The sequence below is a fragment of the Amycolatopsis sp. NPDC051371 genome, from assembly GCF_040682155.1.
GTDB lineage: Bacteria > Actinomycetota > Actinomycetes > Mycobacteriales > Pseudonocardiaceae > Amycolatopsis.
In genome coordinates, this window is sequence record NZ_JBFBAG010000008.1 from 229,146 (window position 1) to 250,574 (window position 21,429).

The following is a 21,429-nucleotide window of genomic DNA, read 5'->3' on the forward strand; positions in this document are numbered from 1 at the left end:
CCGTTGCGGAGGGATCATGCCCAGCTGTGCCTTCTGCGGCTTCGCCGGCAAGCTGACTGGCGAGCATGTGTTCGGGGACTGGTTGACGCGGATCGGCCTCGTACTCGAACCCGTGGAACACGGTGCCGGACCTCTGAACCGGATCGGACGGTCACTCGGCGTCCGCCCGCCGTTCCGGCAGACGGTTAAGGACGTCTGCGCTGGCTGCAACAACGGGTGGATGAGCCAGCTGGAAGTCGTCGCACGACGGGTCTTGACGCCGTTCATCATGGGCGAGCCGGGGGAGATCGCGGCGGCGGATGCGGCGGCCATCGCGATGTGGACGCAGAAGACGGCACTCACCGCCATGTTGGTGGCACCGCAAAAAGAGCGGGACGCAGGATATGGCTTGCCGGCGTCGGAGTATCGCGAGCTGTGGACACTACGGGACAAGATCGAGCCTCTTCCTGCCTGTCAGTTCTGGCTCGGGCGCTACGAGGGCGACCGTGGCTGGGATGTGCGGGTTACGCCCCTGGCTGTGACCGTCGAGGAGCTGCCTGAGCCTGATCAGCCCCAGGGGTACGTCGTGACCGTCGTGCTCGGACAGCTGGTGCTGCACGGCGTGCGGTTCACGACGTCGAGCCTTCAGGTCGACGTGACCACTCGGCAAAACCTGCCGCAGTTGTGGCCTCCGGCGGGACCGGTCGTTTTGCCCAGCGGCACGCCTGTCGACAATGCCGCATTCCTCGGCTTCGCGGGAGGCAGGGACCTCCGCTCGGCGGAGCAGTACATCCAGGTGCGGCCGTGGAAGCTTGCTACCGAGCTGGCGCCGAGCGAGGCTGTCGGTGGGCTGATCGAGATGCCCACGATCTGCGGCAAGCACGTCGTCTACTACCCCGCGTTCCTGGTCGACGAGGCCTTGCGTGGCAGGTTCTACGCGTTCGTCGCGGAGTGTGACTGCCCGAAAGCTTACTTGATCGAAACGGAACCGGACGGCGCTCACACCAAGGCGGCAGGCGCACCCGAAGACATCTCCGCGGTGTATCAGCGCCTGGCTGCGGAGGAAGTCTCCCTCGAAAGCGAGTACGGCTCCTTTCAGTCCAAGCGACTGCCGACGCCGTCAAGGTCATCGTGAGCCTGCTAACGACGACCGGCGCTGGGCGTCCGTCGCGCGGGGCGGGTATCGGGTGATGCTCTTGCCGGGATCTGGTGTTGCGTCGTCGGTCGGCCGAGCGACTACCTGCGGCGACCGCATCACAGCACGTCTGCCGGTGAGGCTGGCCTGCGCAGCGGCGCCTACCCGAGTTCGTCGTCCTCGACGTCGTGCACAGCGTCGGGATCGGCCAGCGGGCGCAACCCACCGGCGAGGCTGCGCGATCTGGCCAGGGAGATCGGTGTCAGTCACACTGCGCCGCGCCGGCATCTTTCGGACCGGCAGGCGCTGCTCGACGCGCTCGCCGAGGTCGGGGTCGTCCGGCTGGACACGGCATGGCGCTCCGCGTTGACCGGCACGGACGAAGAAGGCTTCCCGTCGCGCGTGCGGGCCACCGTGACGGCCTACATCCGCTTCGCCGCTGAGAACGCCGCGCTCCTCGAGCTGATGTACACCCCGCCAGGATGGAGGAGGTCCGCGCGATGTTCGCGCATCATGCGCCCTGAGTCGTCAGACGGCGCTGAGCACCTCGGAACCGGACAGCGTCGCAGTGCCCGCTGCGGTCAAGTCGGGGTGCGATGATCTGTCGATGGCGTGGACCCGTACGAAGCAGGAGACGCTTGCGCTCCCGATCAACGCGTTGGCCTTGCTGATCCTCAAGGACTACACCTCCAGCGGAGGGTGGAACTGGCAGAACTGGATGCGGGCGTCCGAGCAGCACGGGACCGCGAGGGACAAGGAGATCAGCGAAGCGCTAGCGGAGGGCTGGGGGTGGTTGATGACGCATGGCCTCGTCGTGAGAGACCCTGCGCAGTCCTCTCCGGACGCCTACCGCATCACGCGGTTGGGCAGGGACACCGTGGAACACGGTATCGCCAAGCTGACCGCTGCCGAGCGTCTCAGAATCTCGCTACACCGTCGGATCGCCGAGCGGGTTGAGCAGCAGTTCTTGCTGGGTGAGTACGAGTTGGCCGTGTTCGCGGCGATGCGCGAGGTCGAGATCCGGGTACGAGAGCTGGCCGGTGCACCGGCCTCACTGCTCGGCGTTCCGCTGATGCAGCAGGCATTTGCGCCGAAGTCACCTGGGCCACTGGTGGACACCAAGGCCGAGGGCGGCGAGCAGGAGGCCGCCATGAACCTGTTCAAAGGTGCGATCGGGTTGTTCAAGAATCCCACATCGCACCGCGCTGTCGACTATGACGACCCGATCGTGGCCAGCGAGGTGGTGCTGCTCGCAGATCTGCTGTTGAGGCTCCTGGACCAGGTCGAAGATCGGCTGCGCCAGTGAAGGCCATGCTGAGTGATTTTTGGACGACGGAGCCGCAGGGCGTCGCTCGACCCTGGTTCTACGAACGGGTTACCACCAGGTAGTCGCGGCCGTTTCGTTCAGCCCGCTCACAGAGCACCTCACGATCACGGTTGTCGGTAGCTCAAGCGCTTGAGCTACCGACCGCTCCTCTTCAGGGGCCTTGTCAAGCACCGCTTCGCGGCATAGAAAGACGGCGATACCGGGGTGATCGTGCCTTCACTGACGAAGTAGCTTCTCAGGTTCCCATCGCGCACCGCTGTCCGAATTCGAGCCGGTCAGATTGGCGGCGCTGGGGAGGCTGCGAGCATTCTGCCGATCACACGCGCCCGGTCAGTCCCCGGGCCGAGGGTGCTCAGCAGGGCGGTCAAGCGGCCGCGAAGAGCTTCACCGAGATAAGGGGATCCAGTCCCCGTCTGATGTTCAATCGCGAGCAGTCCCCAGTACTGGCCAAACGGCTTGTCCTCGGCGACCACGGCCTCGACAAGGGCGTCAAGCTGATCCGATGCTTCGTTTTCGGTCAGGTAGGCGTAAGCGGCGAGCCGCGCGCCCCTGCTTTCGCTCGTCAGGTGTGCCCTAACGTCGAATTCCGCCGCCCCACGAAGTATTCGGCGCATTTCGTTGACGACTCCGGTCATCTCATGGGTGCGCCGATCGCCGCTTGGCATTGTCCGTCTTAGGGTGTCATATTGCCTTGCGAATCCATAAATTCTATCATCAACTGCTGGGTGGCTTTCGACCTGGTCGGCCGCATCCAATGGCGCCTGAGCCAGCCGACGGTCAACATCCTTGTTGAACTCGCCGTAGTCTTCGGCAGTCTCTTTTAGATCCTTGTAATGCCGGTGGTTCTCCAGCGCTATTTGTCGCGTAGTCGACGATTCCTGCTGCGTTACCTTGGTGCGCTCCTCGAGTTCCACAACCTTGCGCTTGAGGGTGACGCCGAAACCGGATACCTCCGAGTAGAACACGCCAAGGCTGCTGAGCAAGACAATCGCAATAACGATCACTGGAGGATCGGTTGCCTGAACGTGGCGGCAGACACTGACGACGGACCCGGTCTGGGTGATCTGCTCGTCGCAAATCCGAACCCAGAGGAATGCTCCAATGACTGCACCAACCGCTATCGCGATGATGCCTGCGGCCATCCACCTGATGTGCCGCGCTCGTGGTGCTTCCCGGTCGACGCGCAACACTCGGCCAGATCGTGCGTCGATGGAAACCCATGGCGTCGGTTGGTCGCCGCTCGCTGAGCGGACGGCCCACCTTCGCCATCCCCTGGTCGCCTCCGGCGGTTCCCAGTATTTCCAGTCCCGACGTCGGTATTCCTCCTTGGCGGAAGCAAGCGCCTCTTCGCGCGTCAGTGGACCGACATGATGACCACTTCGATCAGTCATACCGACGACATCTCCCGCCTCACTGGGTGGCAAGGCCACACAATGGCTCGACTGCAACTCGGTCGTAGCTTGCCGAAGATGTCAGCATGACGTTGCTGCTGCCTGGCCTCCTTGCTTGGATGCGCGACAAGTGTACTCCGTCGATGCCCCCGCAGTCGTCCGATTATGCCTCGGTGCGGGTGACCGACCCGGTGACCATCAGGTGTTCGCGCTGAAGACTCACGTAGGCCTTCGGTTGGACCCGGACATCCTCTCATCGGCATTTCCGGACGTTTGATTGCCGTCGCCATGATCGATCCGCAGGGTGGATCTGGAACATGTTTTCCCGGTGAATCACCAACTGTCGTTGGTCCCGCAATGGTTGCAGACGACACGGAAATCATCTTGCTGCTGCTTGGCGGTAATTACGGACGCTGCTGGGACTTGTTGCTTATGCGGGCGGGCTGACGATCACCACGTCGACGTCGACGTGGTGGCCAGCTTGAACTCCTCCAGCGGCAGCCGACGCCGATGTGACGTCGTCGGCGGGAAGCCCGGTGAACAGCGAGCGGCATCCGCTGGACGTGTCTTATCGTCCGGTACGAGACGGCCAGCTTGGCGAGCTGGACGATCCGGTCTCGGCGTGAGGTCTTGATGGGACGCGTCCGGACGAGTGCTCGGTGACCGGTCACCTCGCCGGACGCGTCCCATCGTTCGCCGGTCAATCCCACGTGGATTTTGCGTGTTTCGGCAGGTGACGGTGGCGAGAGATCGTCGCCGGTGCATCGATCCAGGTGACGCCGTCCCACGGCGACAGGGTCGGCGTGGTCAGCAACGCGTCGGTGGCTCGCTCCGCGGCCAGTGCTCGGAGCAGGTCTGCCGTCGCCGCGTCGGATCGGCCCGCACCACATGCTCGTGTCGCTCGGGCCAGCCGGTACCGGTTCCACGGGGTCAGCTTCGGTTTGGATGCGAGTCGGGCGGCGCGGGTGAGTGCTCGTTCGCGGCGGATGACGATCCAGGTCTGGTCGCCGGTGCCCGCGCCGACGTAGGACAGCAGGTGCTGACCGAGTGACCGGAGGACTTGGCCGAGTCGGCTGAAGCGTTGGCGAGCGTCTGCGGCTCGTAGTTCGAGTCCGAGGGCCAGGTGCAGTGCCAGCACCGACGCCACCGGGCCGCCCAGGGCCCGCCACAGGCTGCCCGGCCACTCCGACACGAGCAGGGCGGCGACGACGCCGAATCCGGAGAGCATCCACACGACCGATCCGTACATCCCCGGACGCCCCGTCCGCTTGAGGTTGGAGCGCATGGCCAGGCCGGAGCCGAGCAACAGCACTTCGACGACGGTGAAGAACGCGACCGCTTCCCACAGATGGACGTGGAGCACGTCGTGCCACACGCGGAACGACGCATCCGCGGACGCGGCGAGCGCTCCGGTGAACCCGAGGTAGAACACTCGGGCCTCCACCAACAACGGCTGCAGGGTCACTTGCCGTCGGGGAGCGTTCCGCCAGGTAAGACCGGCGATCGTGATGACCAGCATCCCGGCGATTCCCGCGGCTGCCGAGATCCGCCAGTCGGCCAGCGGCAGGAGGCGACGGGCGAGCAGCCGGTCGGCGGCCACTCCGGCCCCGCCGGCGAGCACGAGCGAGGACCCGATCAAGCCGAGTACCGGGCCGGCCCAGGTTTGCCAGCCGAACCGGACCATCCGCTTCACCGGTGTCGGTGTCCGGTCGAGCGCCGGACGCGTGTCCTCCGGCGTCGGCTTCGCGGCAGCTGTTGTCCGGTTGAGGACGTCGTCAGCCGAGGTGGACGGCTCCGGCCGCTTCACCAACGCGGTCGCGACCGCAGGTCGCGCCGGGACGGAGCCGGACGCGTCCGCTGTGTGCTGACCTGCGGATTCCGTTGTCCGGTTAGCGACGTCCGTGCTCGACATTGCCTCGGTGTCCGTGGTGTCCGGCCAGGCGTGGGACGCGTCCGACCCGGTCGCCGATCGACCGGGGAAGGCGTCCGCTCCGGTCTCTGAAGCCGCATCGTGAGGGGACACTTGAGCCGTGATCGGACGTCCGGTGGGATGCATCGCCGGCGTCTCGACTGAGGGGAATGGGACGACGACGCGCGACTCGCGTTGTTCGTCCAGCGCGGACGGGAGCGGGAACGTCCTGGGCGGCCTTCCAGCGCCGGTCGCGTCGAGGTTGTGCTCGCGTCGGTAGGCGGCGACGACGGGGGAGACGCGGTTGCGCCTCTGGCCGTCCGGGTCGTTTTCGCCGTAGCCGTAGCCGGCGAGCCACGCCATGACCGCCGCCGTCGACACCCCTGCTGGGTTGAGTCGGTGCAGGACCTGACACGCGTACCGGGTCCGCTCCTGCTTCAGCGGAATCGCCTGAAGTTCCGCCGCGTGGCGAGGTTCCAGGTCAGCGACGCCAGCGGCGGTCGATTTCCGAGTCTTGATCACGGCTGAGCCCCCTCCAACGCACGGAACAGCGAGATCGGCGCGGCCGCTGCGTCCACGGGCAGGTCGGTACCGGTCTGCCCTATTCCGCGCGGTGCGTGGGGCAGGCCGATGTTGGCGAGGACGGTCATCGGGCTCCTGCCACGTCGGCGAACAGGCCGCGGTGCTCCGGCGCCGAGGCGAGTTCGTGGGGGTGGCAGCGTGGGCAGCGGCGAACTTGGTCGCGGCCGGGCACGGGGATGGTGCGGGCGGCGATCGTGTCGCCGGGGCGGGCGTCGCACTCGCCGCAGGGCGGCGGCACCGGCGCAGCCAGGGTCTCGCCGTGGGCTCGAGCTCGCGCGGGACGGTTCCTGGGTGGTTCAGGGACGGTTCGGGGGCAGACTCTGCCCCCCGTTGTGGTGTTGTCTGCCCCTCGGACCTGCGCTGTGTGCCCCCCGTGCCGGTCAGCGGGCGGCAGACTGTGCCCCTCGTGGTCGACGTCCGCCCCCAGGTTGTCCACAGGAAGGGTGGAGTTGTCCACACTTGTGAGTGACACGTTGAGGTCGTAGCCGTTGGGGCGCCGGTCGGCGCGGCTGATGTAGGCGGCGACGATGCCGGGGTCGGACGGGTGGATCAGCTCGAGGGTGGCGAGTTCGCGGAGGATGTTTCGGACGGAGCGCTCGGAAAGCCGGGTGTAGCGGGTCAGGGTGGCGTTCGACGGGAACGCGTTGCGGCCGTCGGGGTCGGCGTGGTTCGCCAGGCCGACGAGCACCATCGCCAGCGACGAGGCGTCCCGGCGGTCGGACGGGATGGGTGCCTCGTTGAGGGCCCAGGAGATCGCTTCGATGCTCATCGCGCACCTCCGGACGAGGCTGTGGTGGGCGCTGGCTCGAGGCGGACGCTGAGCGGATCTACGTGCCCGGGGTCGGCTGCTTGCCGGCTACGTGGCGTGACCGACGACGCGTCCGTTGTGTGGCCGCGCGGCGTGGTCGGCAGGCCCTGGGGAGACGGCGGTAGACCGTGCCTCGTCGTCTCGATGATCTTGATTTGGGTGTGCGGCTGGGTGCCCGGTGATGGGTGGTGGGCGTGGTCGTTCATGGGTCCCTTTCGGCCGCCGCGTCTCACACACGTCTCACGGACGTGGTGGACGGGGCTGGACTCGGGGCCCCTGACCTGGACGTGACCAGCCAAAACGCGCTACCCCGGACCCTCCTTACGGATCAGAAGGTCAGGGGTTCGAATCCCTTCGGGCGCACGTCTGGTTGAGACGGCAATACGCAGGTCCAGTGCCTCTTTCGGGAGGCGCTGGACCTGTTGTGCGTTTAGCCTGATCCCTACTTTGATCTCTAGTGGTGTAGGGATGACCAGGTCGGATAGGGATGCCGGACAGCGACAAACACGCCGTGGCGGTGGCACGCGGCGTGAGCGTTCTGCTGGGGTGTGGGAGATCCGCGTTGTCGTCGGCACCCACCCGCTGACCGGCCGGAGCCGGCAGCGGTCGTTCACCGTCCACGGGGACGAGGAGTACGCCGCGCAGCGGCAAGCCGAACTGGTCGCCGATCACGGCGTCCGCCGCGTGTGCGCCGACCGTGGCGATCGGCTGACGGTGGAGCGGCTGCTCGATCGGTTCGAGGCGGCTCCGCATCGGTGGAGCCCGACGACGTTGCGGTCCTACGGTGGCGTGCTGCGGGACTTGCGGCGGGATCGGCTGGCGCGCTGCTGGCTGGATCGGCTGACGCCGGCGGTGCTGGAGGTGGCGTTGGCGCGGTGGGCGGCGGCCGGGGCGACGCCGTCGACGTTGTCCGGCTGGTTCCACGTGTTGCATTCGGCGATCACCTGGGGTGTGTGCGAGCGGCTGCTGGGCTCGGATCCGCTGGCGGGGATGCGGTCGCCGCCGCGGCCGTATCCGCGCAAGCACCTGCCACCACCCCAGGTGCGGCAGTTGTTCGCGGTGGCGAAGCGGCGCCGGCAGGAGGCGGCGACGCGGCTGCGTGAGCGTCCGGCGTCCCGGCAGCGGGCGCTGGATCTGTTCCATACGGAACAGGATGAGCTGCTGGTGCGGTTGGCCGCGGACTCCGGTGCCCGCCGCGGGGAGCTGGCGGCGCTGCGGGTGGACGATCTGGACGGGCGGGTGCTGTCCATTGAGCGCGCCGCCAAGGACGCGGTGATCGGCCCGACCAAGACCCACTCCCGAGGCCGTCTCACCCTCGGAGCGACCACGGCACGGTGCTGGCATGACCATGTCCGGGCCTGGCGGGACCACCTGCTGGCAGGCACCGTGCCCGGGCCGTGGTTGTTTGCCGCCCGGCCCGACCGTCGCGCGCCGATTCAGCCGGGCGGCCTCGGGCACCGGTTCACGCGGCTGAGGGACAAAGCAGGCTTGCCGGATGCCACGTTGCATCGGCTCCGGCACACCGTGGGCACCCATCTGGTGGCTCAGGGCAAGATCCTCAAAGCCGCCGCTAGGCTTCGTCACCGAGACCCGTCCACGACGCTGCGCAACTACGCTGATTCGCTGCCTCTGGACGATGAGGACGCAGCCGACGAACTCGACGCCCTCTTCAACGATCTCAATGACGACCGCTCATGACAGCTGTCGGGACTGGGCGGCGAACGATGTTCTTGGCGGATGGAATCCGGGTTCACAAAGCCCTTCGTCCGGGCAGGCGTGGGTTCGTCTGTAGCCTGCCTAGCGGACGCACCCGCCTGATCTTCGGCAACTTTACGGCCGGGCTGACGAATCCTCCGTCGACTGGCGCCGGCCATTCAAGATCGATTTGACTATTCGGCCCGTAGGTCCTGCCAAATAGTTCAGCAGTCGCGACCCGGACGCCGTTGACCTCTAGCGTGACCGAGTCAGGGGCCCAGACGCGGCCGTACCGGCGCCGTACTTTGGCTGGACCGTTTGGCCATGGATCGGGCCCTAAGACCAGGTGGCAACCAACGACATCCTCAAGCTTAATAGGGTTGCCCGATGTGGTGACCGCTGTGAGGCGGTTCGTCGCTCCTGGCTCGAGGTAGGGATAGGGCTTGTTGATCGGGTCCGCGTCGTAGACCACTATGTCAACAGAATTGATGTAGTTGACGAACGTGAGCAAGAACGACTCGGTCCTCGTTCCGCCGCCCGCGCGGTTAGTCAGGATGAGAACCAAGCTGGCCGACATGCCCAAATTGCGCGCCGAGTTCGGCGTAGTCTTTATTATCGCGGTCAGTGAGTCGATATCGAGGTGGGTGACGTCAGCTGCGAGGGCGCTACCTGCAGTCCGCAGGTTATATCTCCTCAGCAGATTGTCCAGAGTGCCAGGTCTGGGAATCGCTGTCGGAGCGTTGAGCCCGGTTTCAGCTGCGACTTTCTGCAAAGTTTCCTGATGCTCGAAGTGCCTAGCGATGGCTTGAGTGGCATAACTTAGAGTTCCTTGCACGTTGGGGTGTGCCATGGAAGCAATGAGCCCGTGTTGGATGCGGTGCACCTCGTCGCTGAGCGACTTCAGTAGCAAATCTCGGGCGCCGTCTCGGCCGGTTCCGTAATCAGTCAGATCACGCTTGACTGTTAGTGGTCCATTTATCGTGCCGTTGAGCTTTGCGGCTTGTTTGTGAGCTATGGACTCGGCTCCGCCCAGCGTCCCAAGTCCGACAAGATTGATGAGATTTCGCATGTCTGCGAGCTTGCTAAAGCGTGGAATGAGTCGAGCCCGATCATCGGCGGCCGGATCCTTGGTGGGGAAATCGTAGTCATCCCAAATTCGCGAGTTCGGGGTGAACCCGGCGTGCGACGAACTGAAGTGTGAGGGCACAAAGATGACACCGGGTCCTCGGCGTAGATCGTCGACATTCATGTAGTTGACTGCCCTGCGGATCCAATACTGCCATCGGCCGTGAAACCATTCGGATCGCGTCTGTGCCTCATTGATCATCCTATTGACGTCTATCATCTCGTAAACGTATTGGTTGAGCCACCACTTGAAGTCGTCATTGTACTCATGCTTGAACAATTCGCGAAGCTTGTTGGTGTCTGACGAGTAGGAGATGCCGGAATAGAAGCCAAAGTAGAAGACGACGGCGTTGGGGCACCGATTGCGCACGGCCTGAAGGAGGGCGGTCACGTTGTCTTCCACTACGCGCCGTATTTCTCCGTCGTAGCGTTCGATGTAACGTCCTGTGTAAAGTAGCGGGTTGATGACATCCTCGGGAGAGATATCGTTTAGCCCACCGGTGACGAGTGCGATGTCAATCTTTTTACCGCCAGCAGCCGGTAGCATCTTCACCTGCCCCAGCACTGTGGGAAAGGTGGCTGGGATCTCGCCATAGAGTCCATGTGCCGGCGCGTCGGTGATGCCGTTGAGAAACTCCCGGCGGATCTTAGGGTCAGGGAACAGGAACGGGTAGATGTCGGTGAACTCGAGTCGCTCTCCGGCAAGATCACGGATCTTCGCCCCCGAACGCGACGCGTCGAACATAAGTGCTCCGGGCAGGCTCGGCTTGCCGAAGGTTGAACCGACCATCTGTGTGAACCGCATCGGGAAACTGTTGGATCGCGTGTTGCCCTGGCCCCACATGAGCGAGTCGCCGAACGCTGCTATTCGGAGGTGTCCAGCTCCTGGGTCATTGATAACTGGACCCTGGCCGGGTTGGTGAGTAGGCCGAGGGATACCCGGAATGCGTGGACCGGTCATGATCGCTCCCCTCGACGAAGTGCTAGTTCAGACGGTCCTCGACTTGCGCAATGCTGTCAACACTCTGTTGCTGGGTCAGTGCCGTGGAAGGATCTTGCTTCGCCGGATTGGTCCGTAAGTTCCGGACGAGACTATGTCCTGAGGGTGTGGAGTGTGTCGAAGAAATGTCCCATCTGGTGATTCTTCAACGATGCCACTTTCGGGTCTGCTGCCGGACCTCCGAGATGGTGCGCCTGAACAGAGGTTTCAGTCAGGGCTCGCCGAGATCGAATTGGCGAATCGGGAAATTCTGTCGCGGGCTGGTGCTCGGAGACGATGTTGGTGAGGATCTCTTTCGAGGGAGGTTCGTTGGGGCTGCCTCAATGCGCGACTTGCGACCGACAATTAGCCCCCGCTGGTGCCGAACTGCCCCCTGGGGGACGATCCTCGCCCGCTTGCGTCAGCCATCAAGAGTAGAAGTAGCCGGCATCGTCCATCGCTCAGGCCAGCTGCCTCAGACAGGCCAAGGCTTCACCACGGCTCAGCGATCGGGCGGTGTCGATCAAACTGCTCTCACAGCCACAGCACAGCCGCTAGCGGACTGCCGCCACCGCAACAGTGTGGCCGGGTCGTTACCGACCAGCGCCCGCATGACCACACGACCAGATCAGGATTGGGACAGCAGCCGCCGGATGTGCTGCCGGTTCGGCTGTCTGCGGCCTCTGGTGCCTGCCGCGGGGAGCTGGCGGCGCTGAGGGGGGACTATCTGGACGGGCAGGTGCTGTCGATGGTGCGCGTAGCGAGGCGGTCTCACCCTGGGAGAGACCACGGCACGGTGCGGAAGGACTACGTCCGGGCCTGGCTGCACCACCCACTGGCGGTGACGTGTCCGAACCATAGCCGTTCGCCGCCCGGCCCGACCGTCGCGCTCCGGTTCAGCCGGGCGGCATCGGGCACCGGTTTGTGCGGCTGAGGGTCGGCTCACCTTCGATGCCTCGATCATCGAGACCGGCACCGAGTCGTTCCGGCTGCGCACCACCAAACGCCGCCTCACCAGCCGGGCCAGCTGACGCCCGCCAGCACAGCCGGCCAGCCGCCGGGCATCATGAACACATGAACGTTGGTGACCAGGTCGTGTTCCTCGACGACGAAACCCGAGCTCGATTTGCCTGAAGGCACCCGAGCGAAGGTGACCGCCTTCCACGAACCCGACTACATCGAATTCCGCACGTCGAGGTCGCGGCGGCGGATGCGCCACTCGACGTCGCCGCCGGCGGCGAGTACGCGCACGGCGAGCAGGACGACGTCTGCGTGTGCGGCCAGCCGGTGTAGCGCGCGGACCGCGCCGACGAGCGTCCACCACAGCCAGCGGCCGGTCAGCGACGTGACGGCTGCGGCGAATGCGGTCACCAGGTACGTCACCGGGTGACCCTCCTTCCCAAGGGGACGGGACGCGCGCCGTATCGCGCGCCCTTCACTTCCTCTCACGCCATCCGGGCCATGATCGTGAAGGTGGTTCACCCGAACGTGTCGCTGCGGGAGTGGACCGGCCTATTGGCTATGACACCAGCTCGAGCGGCTGCGGAACGCGGCTGGGCTGCCTGATGCGATGCTGCATCAGTTCCGGCATACCGTCGGTACCCATTTGGTGTCGCAGGGCAAGATCCCGAAAGCCGCCGCCAGGCTGCGCCATCGGAACCCGCCCACGACCTTGCGCCACTACGTTGACGCGTTGCCCTTTGACGATGAGGACGCCGCCGACGAGGCCGACGCTCTTCGACGACCTCCATGGCGTTGACCGCGCATAAGTGGTTCAGGGACGGCTCAGGGGCAGACTTTACCCCCGTTGAGGCGTTGAATGCCCCCTCGGACCTGCGCTGCGTCCCCCGTGCTGATCAGCGGGCGGCAGACTTGTGGGGATCCCGCTGTATCCGCTGGATCCCCACAAAGTCCTACCAAAGGCCGTGCTCAAGCAACCACAGCACGGTGGCACTCACTGCACCGGACAGCGCGCCGCGCAGCGCCGCCGCTGCCAGGACGAGTCGTTCGGCTCTGGTCATCGGGTCCTCCTCTGGTCGAGCTGATGCTCACAAGTGGCTCAAGAATCGGCGTCTGAAATGCGCCGATGCCGGATTGCGATAGAACATGCAGCCGCGGGGGCGTCGCGGCAGACCGGGGACGGATCCGGGACGGTGGGGTGCGATGAGTGGCGATGAGGTGCGGCGACCGCGGCCGATCGGGCAGCTCCCGGTGCCACCCGGCGCGCTGAGCAATCTGAAAGCCCACATATACGAGCTGTACCTGGCAGCCGGAGCGCCCTCGCTTGACACGATGACCGAGTGGGTCGCCGCAGACGACGACCTCGCGGGTGCACCTGCACGCGACACCATCCGGCGGATCATTCGCGATCCGGTGACTCCGCCGTCGCAGGCCGACGTCGTCGCAGTAGTTAGCGTGCTCGCGACGGCAGCTGGGCGGGACACCGGACAAGCCGCGAACGCGGTCCGCGATCTCTGGGTAGCGGCGCGGCTAGAGGTAACGCCTGGGATTCCGCTTGAGGAGGTACGCGACCCGTTCGAACTAGAGGTGCACCGGCCGATCGTCTTGGGGGAGGTAACCGGATTGCCGCCATACGTGCGACGCGCACACGACTACCACCTCGCCGAAGTCGTCGAGCGTGCGAAGGCCGGCGTAAGCGCTGCGGTGGTTCTGGTCGGTGGCTCGTCGGCAGGCAAGACCCGCGCTTGCTGGGAAGCGCTGCAGCCGCTGCGCGATGTCGACGGATGGCGGCTGTGGCACCCCTACGACCCGACGCGCGGCGAAGCAGCCTTGGCGGGGCTGGATCGGGTGGGACCGCGCACGGTCGTGTGGCTCAACGAAACGCAGGAGTACCTGAAGGACCACTCCGAACGAATCGCGGCCAAGTTGCGCACCCTGCTCGCCGCATCATCGCGGGCCCCAGTGCTCGTATTGGGGACCCTGTGGCCCGAACATCACGCAGCCCTCACTCAGACCCCTGGGACGCAGGTACGACAGGTTCTTGAGGACGTCGTGGTCCCCGTGCCGGAGTTCTTCGCCGGCGCCGACTTCGCGGCCATGACGGCGGCAGCTCGGAAAGACACGCGACTGGCCTGGGCGATCGAGCATGCGGACGACGGACAGATCACCCAATATCTGGCTGGGGCACCGGAACTGCTGGTCCGGTTCGACACCGCGCCTGCGCCCGCCAAGGCGTTGCTTTGGGCGGCCATGGACTTACGCCGTTTCGGTCACCGCGAAGCGCTGCCGCAGTCACTACTTGAACACGCCGCGCTTGCCCATCTGACGCGCGCGCAGCAGGCGGTGCTCGCCCCGGACTGGTTAGAGCGGGCGTTGGCGTACACAGCCCGGCCTGCGAAAGGCGCGCTGGGCCCCCTTACGCGAGTGGTCACTGAGTCGACGCCGATGTACCGGCTGGCGGACTACCTGGATCAGATCGGGCGGACGCTACGGGCCGAATCAATACCCGCCATCGCGTTCTGGCGGGCTGTGTCCGTACACGCTCACCCTGGCGACCTCAACACCATCGGGCAGGCCGCAGCGGACCGCGGTCTGCTCGCAGCCGCCGCCCAACTGCGCAAGAACGCGGTCGTCGCCGGCTACCCGCAGGAGGCCCAGAAGTTGTTGTCGCCGGGACGATCCGACGATATCGAGTCCGCGGAGTGGCTCGCGCACCATTGCCCGCTGAAGGATCCCGCTGTGCTCCGCTCCGTGGTTTCCGCCCTGCATAGCGGGGGCTTCGACCGGCAGCTTGCCGCTCTCCTGGCTCGCAATCCGGCGATCTCCGTCGACGTGGACGCAACTGAAGAGGTAGTCGGTCTGCTGGGTGTGCTTCACAAAGTGTGCGCCGCTGAACAAGTAGTCGGCTTGGCAGGCAGAGCTGCAGCCCTGTGCCCGGTCGACTCGTTGCTGGGTGCGGGCCACTTAGGGCATTGGCTGAACGAAGTCGGGGCGAGCGGGGACGTCGACCTTTTGCAACGACGGATCGTTGCCGATAGCCCGCTTACAGACACCCACTCCGTGCTTGGGCTTCTGGAGCATCTCCGCAATTCGGGCGAAGTCGAGTTGACCGCAGCGCTGCTCGCGCGTGACCCGGCGGCGCAAGTCGACGTCGAGAACTTTGACGGGGTAGGGCCGCTGGTTCTTTGGTTCCACACAGCAGGCGCCACTGGGCAGGCCGCCTCGTTGGCCTCTCGTGCGGCCGCGCAGGCCCCGCTCTTGCGCGTTTCGATGGTGATTTACTTAATGAGCTGCTTGCGCAGTATCGGAGCGGTCGAGGAGTTCGACGTGCTGGCCGAACGCATCGTGCACATACCCCTCACTCCAATGTTTATTTTCGTTGCTGCGTATTATCCGGTGATACTGCAGCAGGCCGGAGCTGTCGACCTGGCCAACGCGTTGGCCAGCCGGCTCGCTTCCGATGTGCCGCTTACTGACTCGTTCCAGATAGAGTATGTGCTGAGGCACTTTCAAGACATAGGGGCAAGCGAGCATGCGCGGAGGCTCGCAGTCCGGGCCGCCCAGGGATTGGTGTTCGATAGCTTCAAATCGCCGTCAATAACCGACCTCGTCAGAAAACTACGGGAGACCGGCAACGACGACCAGGTCGACGTTCTGCTCGCCCGCGCCGTCGCGGAAATACGGCTGCACAACACCGCGGGCGTCAACGAACTGTTGAGGTGCCTGCACAACACCCACGCCACCGGTCACGCCACTGCCTTGCTTACCCGCGATCCAGCCACGCATGCGACGCTAGACAATCCGCTCACCGTAGCCCGGCTCTTGGAGCAGTTGCACCGTATGGGCGCCACCTTGCAGCTCGAGGTGATGGCTGCCCGGGTTGGGGACGTCTCTCCCAGCTCCGTGTCCGGCGTAGCAGACCTGCTGTTGTGTCTGCGCCGGTTGAAGCTCGAGCAGCCCTTGGCCAGCCTTACCGAACGAGCTGCCCGCTGGATTCCATTGGACAACTTCGACGAGTTGTCGAAGCTGCTGCAGGAGGTGAGCGGCACTGGGACCACCGAGCAGCTGGAGGCGCTGACGGCCCGGGTCGCGGAGATGCTCCCCTGTTTCCGGGAAACGAAAGACATGGTCAGGGTACTGGCGCAGCTGCGGACGATAGGCGCGACTGGGCACGCCGCTGCCTTGGCCGGGCGGATCATTGCCGAGATCCCTGATCACGAGACTGCCGCCAGCCTCGTGTACGAGTTGAACGACATCGGCGCCGCCGACCTGGTTCGGAAGGTGGTGGCGCGGGTGGACCGTCTGCCGCTCGGCAAGTTAGGCAGGTACTCACCCTCTCTCGTGAGAGCGCTGGAAACGGTCGAGGCCGTGGAGGAGCGCGCCGCGCTCATGAACCTGTTCCCCGCCGTGGGCGCCTTCTCGTGGTTCAAGCAATGGGACGATCACGCAGACCGGTTCCGGTTCGGCCGCGAGCCCGACGGTCGCCCCACGTCTCCCTGGGGTTGGGACGACTTGGGCTGAGGTGTGCGAGCGCGCACGGTTCTGCGCGGTGGTGAACCCTGCTCTGGGGCGACGCCGGTGCGAGTCGTCGGCACGTCCGGCGAATGAGGACAGCGCGGCCGGGATCCAGCCCGCCGGGCTAGCGTCGAGCCGTTCCCCCGCAGCAGCGCGGCGGCCTCGAGCGTCTCATCGAGCCGCGTCGATGTCTGCTATGGGTACCCCCTCCAATTTGGCGACGATCTGGCTGACGCTCGCGCGTGCGGGCGGCCGGGCGATGTCGAGCAGAAGCTTTGCGTGCGTGGGCGGGTGCTCAGCGCCGAGCCGGAGGGGGCGACTTCGTCCCAGGTGGCACGGGGCAGTCGGAGCTCGAGGCGGAGGTTGCAGGTGACAGAGGACAGCCAGCAGTCATGATCATGGCCGCAATTCATGCCGGCTTGGACGAGGCGGTGGCCATTGAGGCAGAACGCATGGTGTCCGGCCGTGCGGAGGGGCGCTGGTGGTCGCCCGGCGGGAGGTGTGACGTCGTCTCGGGCACGCGGAGTATGCGTCGAGTGTCGCCTGTGGCGAACACATGTACTACGGCGAGCGCGCGACCGAGGTGTTACGGGAACATATCCCGCCCGTCTCTTGACTTGACGATGCCGTCGTGTTGAGGCTCAAGTCGTGTAACGCGCTCCGACACTTGGCGACTGTGGAAGAAGGATTCTCCGAACTCCCGGTCGATGGCGCGCTGTGTCGGAGCGAGGCCCGGCGAACCGCGTCGCGGACTTCAGGGTTGGGGCCGGCCGGGCACGGAGTCAGAATGACTGCCGAGTGTCGCCTGTGTTCGCGCCGGGTGTAGTCACCAGCTGGCGGCGCTGCGGGTGGATGATCTGGACGGGCGGGTGCTGTCGATCGAGCGTGCCGCGAAGGATGTGGTGATCGGGCCGACCAAGACTCATTCGCGGGGGCGCCTGACCCTGGGGGAGACCACGGTCCGGTGCTGGAACGACCATGTTCGGGCGTGGCAGCACCATCCCCTGGCCGGCGGCGAGTTTGGGCCGTGGCTGTTCTCGGCCCGGCCTGACCGTCGTACGCCGGTTCAGCCGGGAGGTCTCGGACACCGGTTTGAGCGGCTGCGGAACGCGGCCGGGTTGCCGGATGCCATGCTGCATCGGCTGCGGCACACCGTGGGCACCGATCTCGTGGCTCAGGGCAAGATCCTCAAAGCTGCAGCCCGGCTACGTCACCGCGACCCGTCCACGACCTTGCGGAACTACGCAGACGCTCTGCCTCTCGACGATGAGGATGCCGCCGACGACCTCGACGTTCTTTTAAACGATCCCGGCGGCGACGACCCTGGATGAGGTTGCCTGTGGGGGTGGCAGACGCGCCTCAATCTCCGCCACCCTAAGCGCCACTTCACCATAAACTCCGAGGTCCGCCGTTCGGACGTTACTCAGGTAGTTGTCGGGTGATCGCCGTCCATCACCTTCGCGGCCTGCAAGCGACGTGCAGTTCGCGGGCTAACCGCGAGCGCCGGGTTGCGCTGCATCTTGATCGTGTCGGCGGCGTAACCGTCGAACGTCGTAGCCCGTGGTGGCTTCGCGGAGGCCCACTGCCACTCGGGTTGCGTGATTAGGGCCGGCTGAGCCTTACGCGTGCGCCAAAGCGCTGCGCAGGCGAGCAGCACCCCGACGACTGCGGCGTTCACCGATCCGACAACGCCTTCGAGCGTGACCACGGAGTCCTCGGTGAGGTGCACCTTCCTGACGTCGTTCGCCATGCGAAACGCCAGAGTTTCGGCGTGATCAGGCTGACGAGGAAACGGTCGGGCCATCTTGCCATCTTCGGTGAAGATGCCTGTGTGCATGCGGGAAGCTCGGTGGACGCGGTCGTTGCGACTGAATTGTGTCCACTCCAGCCAGCCGTCTGGCCCTGCTTCCAGGAGCGACGACCGGGTGGCCCGCAAGAGATTTCCTTGCGGGTCGTTCAGATCGAGCGACTGCTCAGTGAGTCCCAGCCTCTTGCGGACCTTGGCATTGGGGTAGTCGGCGCCTTTCGCCAATGGCTGCAGGCTGCCCAGGTCGGCCATCATGATATTGAACTTCAGGCCTCCGACGCCGACCACGACGCCGGCCAAGGTGTCGAGGATGGACCCGGTAGCGCGAAAAACACCGGCCTCGTGCGCGTTAGTTCGCGCTTCTCGCTGAGCTTCAGCATCCGTCCGCATGCGGTAGTCGGGAATCCGCCCGTTCTCTCGCATGTGTTTGAGCAAGGCGTAGTCGTCCGTGTAGCGGTTCGTCCGAAGGTCATGCAGGTGGATCGCCGCGGAACGGAGGTTCTCTTCGACGGCACAGAGCAGGCCATAGAGGTAGTCCATGAGTCCCGTGCGGGCGACGCCGTCGAGGCCGTAGTCGTGCCACCAGGTGAAACCACCGCGGTCGACATCGAAGTCGGCTTCGAACAGCTCGGTCAGCTCCTGGGCCGCCTGGAGGGCCTCCAGCACAGGTTTGTCGTAGCCCATGGTGTCTCCCTCCGGCCGGCTGTTGCGTATGGTGCAAAGCACTGTATGCCGGGGACGACGTTGCCTCGGCACGATTTTCGCCAGCCGTCGGCTCGCCCTCGGACCTGCGGCAAGTCCGACGCCGAGATCTCATCCGATCGAGTGAAAGCGCGGACCGGGCCAGGCCAAGGCGATGATGGGTGTCGGCCGAACGCGAAGTTCGACATGAGGGATGACGGGAGTGGCATTCGAGCTCGGCGGTCCGCGTGTCTCACGATTCGCGACGACACCGTGACCATCCGGCCAACCAGTGCCGGGGTGATCGCAACCGAGATCTCGGCCTGTGCCCGGCATTGATCCCGATGCGCGTCGATCTCAGCGCTACAGTTCGCGAGACAACAGCCGTGTTTGGTCGATGGCTCGGCGGATCCGCATGGGTGCGACCGAGTGCCACTCGCCGTCGCCTTGTGTCCGGCGGCTCTCGACCGCGTTGAGGAGTTCGGTCGTGCCGAAACCTCCGACGACGTAGATCCGGCCGCGGGTGGTCGCCACATCGTGGCCGCCGCGTGCGACCCGCAGGGGCGATCGCTCTTGCCATTCTCGTGCCGGTCCGTTCATCGGAACCTCCTCGCCACACGCCGCTCTCGGCCTCCGCGGGCTGCTGACTTCCCTGGAGTCTCCAGAGCGCCGACGGTTGTTACGCGCTTAGTTCGACGGCAGCACCTGCCTTGACAGGACCTCTTTTCGTATGAATCTGCCCTCGTCGTGCGAAGGCAGACGGCTCTGAGAGGTGAGAGAAGATAGCGGTGGGCGTCCGCGCCGTTGGGGTGCGGCGTGTCCATGATCCACTTCAGCGGGGACGCCGAGGCGATCATCCGGATCGGACGGCCCGACGAGTTGTCTCGGAGTGCCGGTGAAGCGCCTCACTGATGGCCTACATAAGACCGGTTATCGGGCTGTTCGTGTCTCGTTCGACAGCGATAATCGGACTCGATCAGCTTGAACGCCATCGTCAGCCCGGCTGCCCACTCGCGACTGGCTGGCCTAGTCAGCGACGACGTGGTCGGCCAATGGTAGCTGTGTCGCTCACCGCTACGGTGCAGCTCAACCCGACGACTGCCTCGGTGACACGCTGGATGACTCGAGCCGAGGAACAGCAACAAAGCAATTGCAGACAGGGGCAAAGCTGGCAACAACCAGCGCGGTGGCGTGCACCTTGGCGATATCTGCCAGAGACGAACCGTTGTCGAAGATCACTCGCGGCCTCGTGGCATCCGGTCGCGGCTCGTTCACAGGTTGGCGGCGACCGGTGTACCGACCCGGCGACGGTGTTGTCCACCGGTTGGTGGATGTCGCCGTACACCGCCGCACCTGGATTGCCAGGGCGATCGACTGAAGACTTCATGCGAGACACGCGAGTATATCATTTTGGCAATTGATATGCGTTCTGAAAGCGGGTACATTACCGACAGAAATTGGCGAGGAGTGCGAGCTTGGATCTGTTGACGTGGGTGCAGAGCTGGGATTGGGTACGGTGCCCGCTTGGGCCAGTGCTGGCTCGCTTGTACTTGCGTTCGTTATTTTTGGCCGAGATCGCCGCGAGCGTCGCCGTAAGCAGATCGACGAGCTTGGAGCTTGGAGCATAACCGATCCGTCGATTGACGTTGACATTGATTCTCTGGCGAGCAAGCCGAATCTTCTTATCAAGAACGCCAGCAACCTTCCAATAAGGGTACTGAGTGTTGAGTATTTGATCTATCGTGGATTGGGTGTCGTCAATGCTGGCCCGCCAGAGTCGGCTAGATTAATCGGCAAGGTGGTCCTTCACGATCATGTTATACCGCCAAGTGAGACTGTGACACTTGTCGATGGCGTCAATTGTGCCATGCGAGTAAAGGATCGCGGCCATTTTATGGACTTTCATGGAACTCTTGCAAAGAATGCGCATGTCACCCGCGTTACTCGGGTTTATGCAATCGACAACGCCGGGAGACGTTGGGTTGTACGTCCGAGTCGTGGGGGATTTCCGCGACGTGATCGACAACTTGGTTTCTTGTTAGGACTACTCATAAGCCTTAAAGAAAATGATCCAAGGCACTCTGACCTTTCGTGAGCTTCCCCCGGTTGCCCGGACACCTGACCTGAGGTGACCGCCGGTCACCGGGGAGGATGTTCCGATGCCTGCACCACACCCGCCTGAGTTCCGTCAGCGTGCCGTCGAGCTGGCCCGCCTGGGCGATAAACCGGTCGCCGCGCTGGCCAAGGACCTGGGCATCAGCGAGTCCTGCCTGCGCAACTGGATGGCCCAGGCCAACGCCGACACCAACGGCTCGACCACGAAGCTGACCAGCGCGGAAAAGAAGGAACTCGCCGAACTGCGCCGCAAGAACCGGCAACTTGAGATGGAGAACGAGATCCTCAAACGCGCGGCGGCGTACTTCGCGCGGGAGAACATCCTCCCAAAGTAACCTTCCCGCTGGTCCATGAACTCGCCGCGGACGGTATCGATATCGCGGTGGCCTGCCGGGTACTGAACGTGTCCCGCTCCGGATAC

The 21,429-nt window shown here is 64.9% G+C and carries 16 protein-coding genes; 7 read left to right on the top strand and 9 right to left on the bottom strand.

All coding sequences use genetic code 11. The annotated features are described in order from the left end of the window. The first annotated feature begins 16 nt into the window (after positions 1-16). A complete protein-coding gene (locus AB0M59_RS13435; protein WP_364613509.1) occupies positions 17-1,114 on the top strand; it encodes a hypothetical protein in 1,098 nt (365 codons plus the stop codon). A gap of 607 nt (positions 1,115-1,721) precedes the next feature. Next, complete coding sequence (locus AB0M59_RS13440; protein ID WP_364613511.1) at positions 1,722-2,420, top strand: TIGR02391 family protein; 699 nt, start codon at positions 1,722-1,724, stop codon at positions 2,418-2,420. Between the two features lie 296 nt (positions 2,421-2,716). Here the strand turns inward: AB0M59_RS13440 and AB0M59_RS13445 are convergent, their stop codons facing one another. The 4 genes from AB0M59_RS13445 to AB0M59_RS13460 form a co-directional block, all read right to left on the bottom strand. After that, the gene (locus tag AB0M59_RS13445) at positions 2,717-3,583 is read right to left on the bottom strand and encodes a hypothetical protein (protein ID WP_364613514.1); all 867 of its coding nucleotides are present in this window, start codon (positions 3,581-3,583) and stop codon (positions 2,717-2,719) included. A 949-nt stretch (positions 3,584-4,532) separates the two neighbouring features. After that, positions 4,533-6,104, bottom strand: a complete 1,572-nt coding sequence (locus tag AB0M59_RS13450) for a hypothetical protein (protein WP_364613517.1) — start codon at positions 6,102-6,104, stop codon at positions 4,533-4,535. A gap of 155 nt (positions 6,105-6,259) precedes the next feature. Next, positions 6,260-6,391, bottom strand: coding sequence for a hypothetical protein (locus AB0M59_RS13455; RefSeq protein WP_364613519.1), 132 nt, complete (start codon positions 6,389-6,391; stop codon positions 6,260-6,262). Then, positions 6,388-7,092 carry a helix-turn-helix domain-containing protein gene (locus AB0M59_RS13460; RefSeq protein WP_364613522.1) on the bottom strand — a complete coding sequence of 235 codons (705 nt, stop codon included), beginning with the start codon at positions 7,090-7,092 and terminating at the stop codon, positions 6,388-6,390. The genes AB0M59_RS13455 and AB0M59_RS13460 overlap by 4 nt, the downstream gene beginning before the upstream one ends. Before the next feature lie 585 nt (positions 7,093-7,677). Here AB0M59_RS13460 and AB0M59_RS13465 point away from each other — a divergent pair. After that, complete coding sequence (locus AB0M59_RS13465) at positions 7,678-8,829, top strand: tyrosine-type recombinase/integrase (protein WP_364613524.1); 1,152 nt, start codon at positions 7,678-7,680, stop codon at positions 8,827-8,829. Between the two features lie 52 nt (positions 8,830-8,881). On the opposite strand, the gene AB0M59_RS13470 is transcribed toward AB0M59_RS13465, so the two are convergent. The 3 genes from AB0M59_RS13470 to AB0M59_RS13480 all read right to left on the bottom strand — a co-directional run bounded on the left by AB0M59_RS13470 (position 8,882) and on the right by AB0M59_RS13480 (position 12,313). After that, a complete protein-coding gene (locus AB0M59_RS13470; protein WP_364613527.1) occupies positions 8,882-10,756 on the bottom strand; it encodes a hypothetical protein in 1,875 nt (624 codons plus the stop codon). Between the two features lie 1,185 nt (positions 10,757-11,941). Beyond that, complete coding sequence (locus AB0M59_RS13475; RefSeq protein WP_364613530.1) at positions 11,942-12,070, bottom strand: hypothetical protein; 129 nt, start codon at positions 12,068-12,070, stop codon at positions 11,942-11,944. A gap of 33 nt (positions 12,071-12,103) precedes the next feature. Beyond that, on the bottom strand, positions 12,104-12,313 hold the full coding sequence (locus AB0M59_RS13480) for a hypothetical protein (protein ID WP_364613533.1): 210 nt from the start codon (positions 12,311-12,313) through the stop codon (positions 12,104-12,106). Positions 12,314-13,093: 780 nt separating this feature from the next. Between AB0M59_RS13480 and AB0M59_RS13485 the strand changes: the two genes are divergently transcribed. Together AB0M59_RS13485 and AB0M59_RS13490 are read left to right on the top strand one after the other, a co-directional pair. Beyond that, positions 13,094-16,411: a hypothetical protein gene (locus tag AB0M59_RS13485; protein ID WP_364613536.1), complete on the top strand. Its 3,318-nt coding sequence runs from the start codon at positions 13,094-13,096 to the stop codon at positions 16,409-16,411. Positions 16,412-17,253: 842 nt separating this feature from the next. Next, positions 17,254-17,736 carry a tyrosine-type recombinase/integrase gene (locus tag AB0M59_RS13490; protein WP_364613539.1) on the top strand — a complete coding sequence of 161 codons (483 nt, stop codon included), beginning with the start codon at positions 17,254-17,256 and terminating at the stop codon, positions 17,734-17,736. Between the two features lie 92 nt (positions 17,737-17,828). Here AB0M59_RS13490 and AB0M59_RS13495 read toward each other — a convergent pair whose 3' ends face one another. Both AB0M59_RS13495 and AB0M59_RS13500 read right to left on the bottom strand, forming a co-directional pair. Then, entirely contained in the window at positions 17,829-18,896 is a 1,068-nt protein-coding gene (locus AB0M59_RS13495) for a hypothetical protein (RefSeq protein ID WP_364613542.1), read from the bottom strand. Between the two features lie 360 nt (positions 18,897-19,256). Beyond that, the gene (locus AB0M59_RS13500; protein WP_364613545.1) at positions 19,257-19,493 is read right to left on the bottom strand and encodes a kelch repeat-containing protein; all 237 of its coding nucleotides are present in this window, start codon (positions 19,491-19,493) and stop codon (positions 19,257-19,259) included. Between the two features lie 889 nt (positions 19,494-20,382). On the opposite strand from AB0M59_RS13500, the gene AB0M59_RS13505 reads away from it, so the two are divergent. Together AB0M59_RS13505 and AB0M59_RS13510 are read left to right on the top strand one after the other, a co-directional pair. Beyond that, positions 20,383-20,988, top strand: coding sequence for a hypothetical protein (locus tag AB0M59_RS13505; protein WP_364613548.1), 606 nt, complete (start codon positions 20,383-20,385; stop codon positions 20,986-20,988). A 64-nt stretch (positions 20,989-21,052) separates the two neighbouring features. After that, a complete protein-coding gene (locus AB0M59_RS13510; protein ID WP_364613551.1) occupies positions 21,053-21,343 on the top strand; it encodes a transposase in 291 nt (96 codons plus the stop codon). Positions 21,344-21,429: the final 86 nt, after the last annotated feature.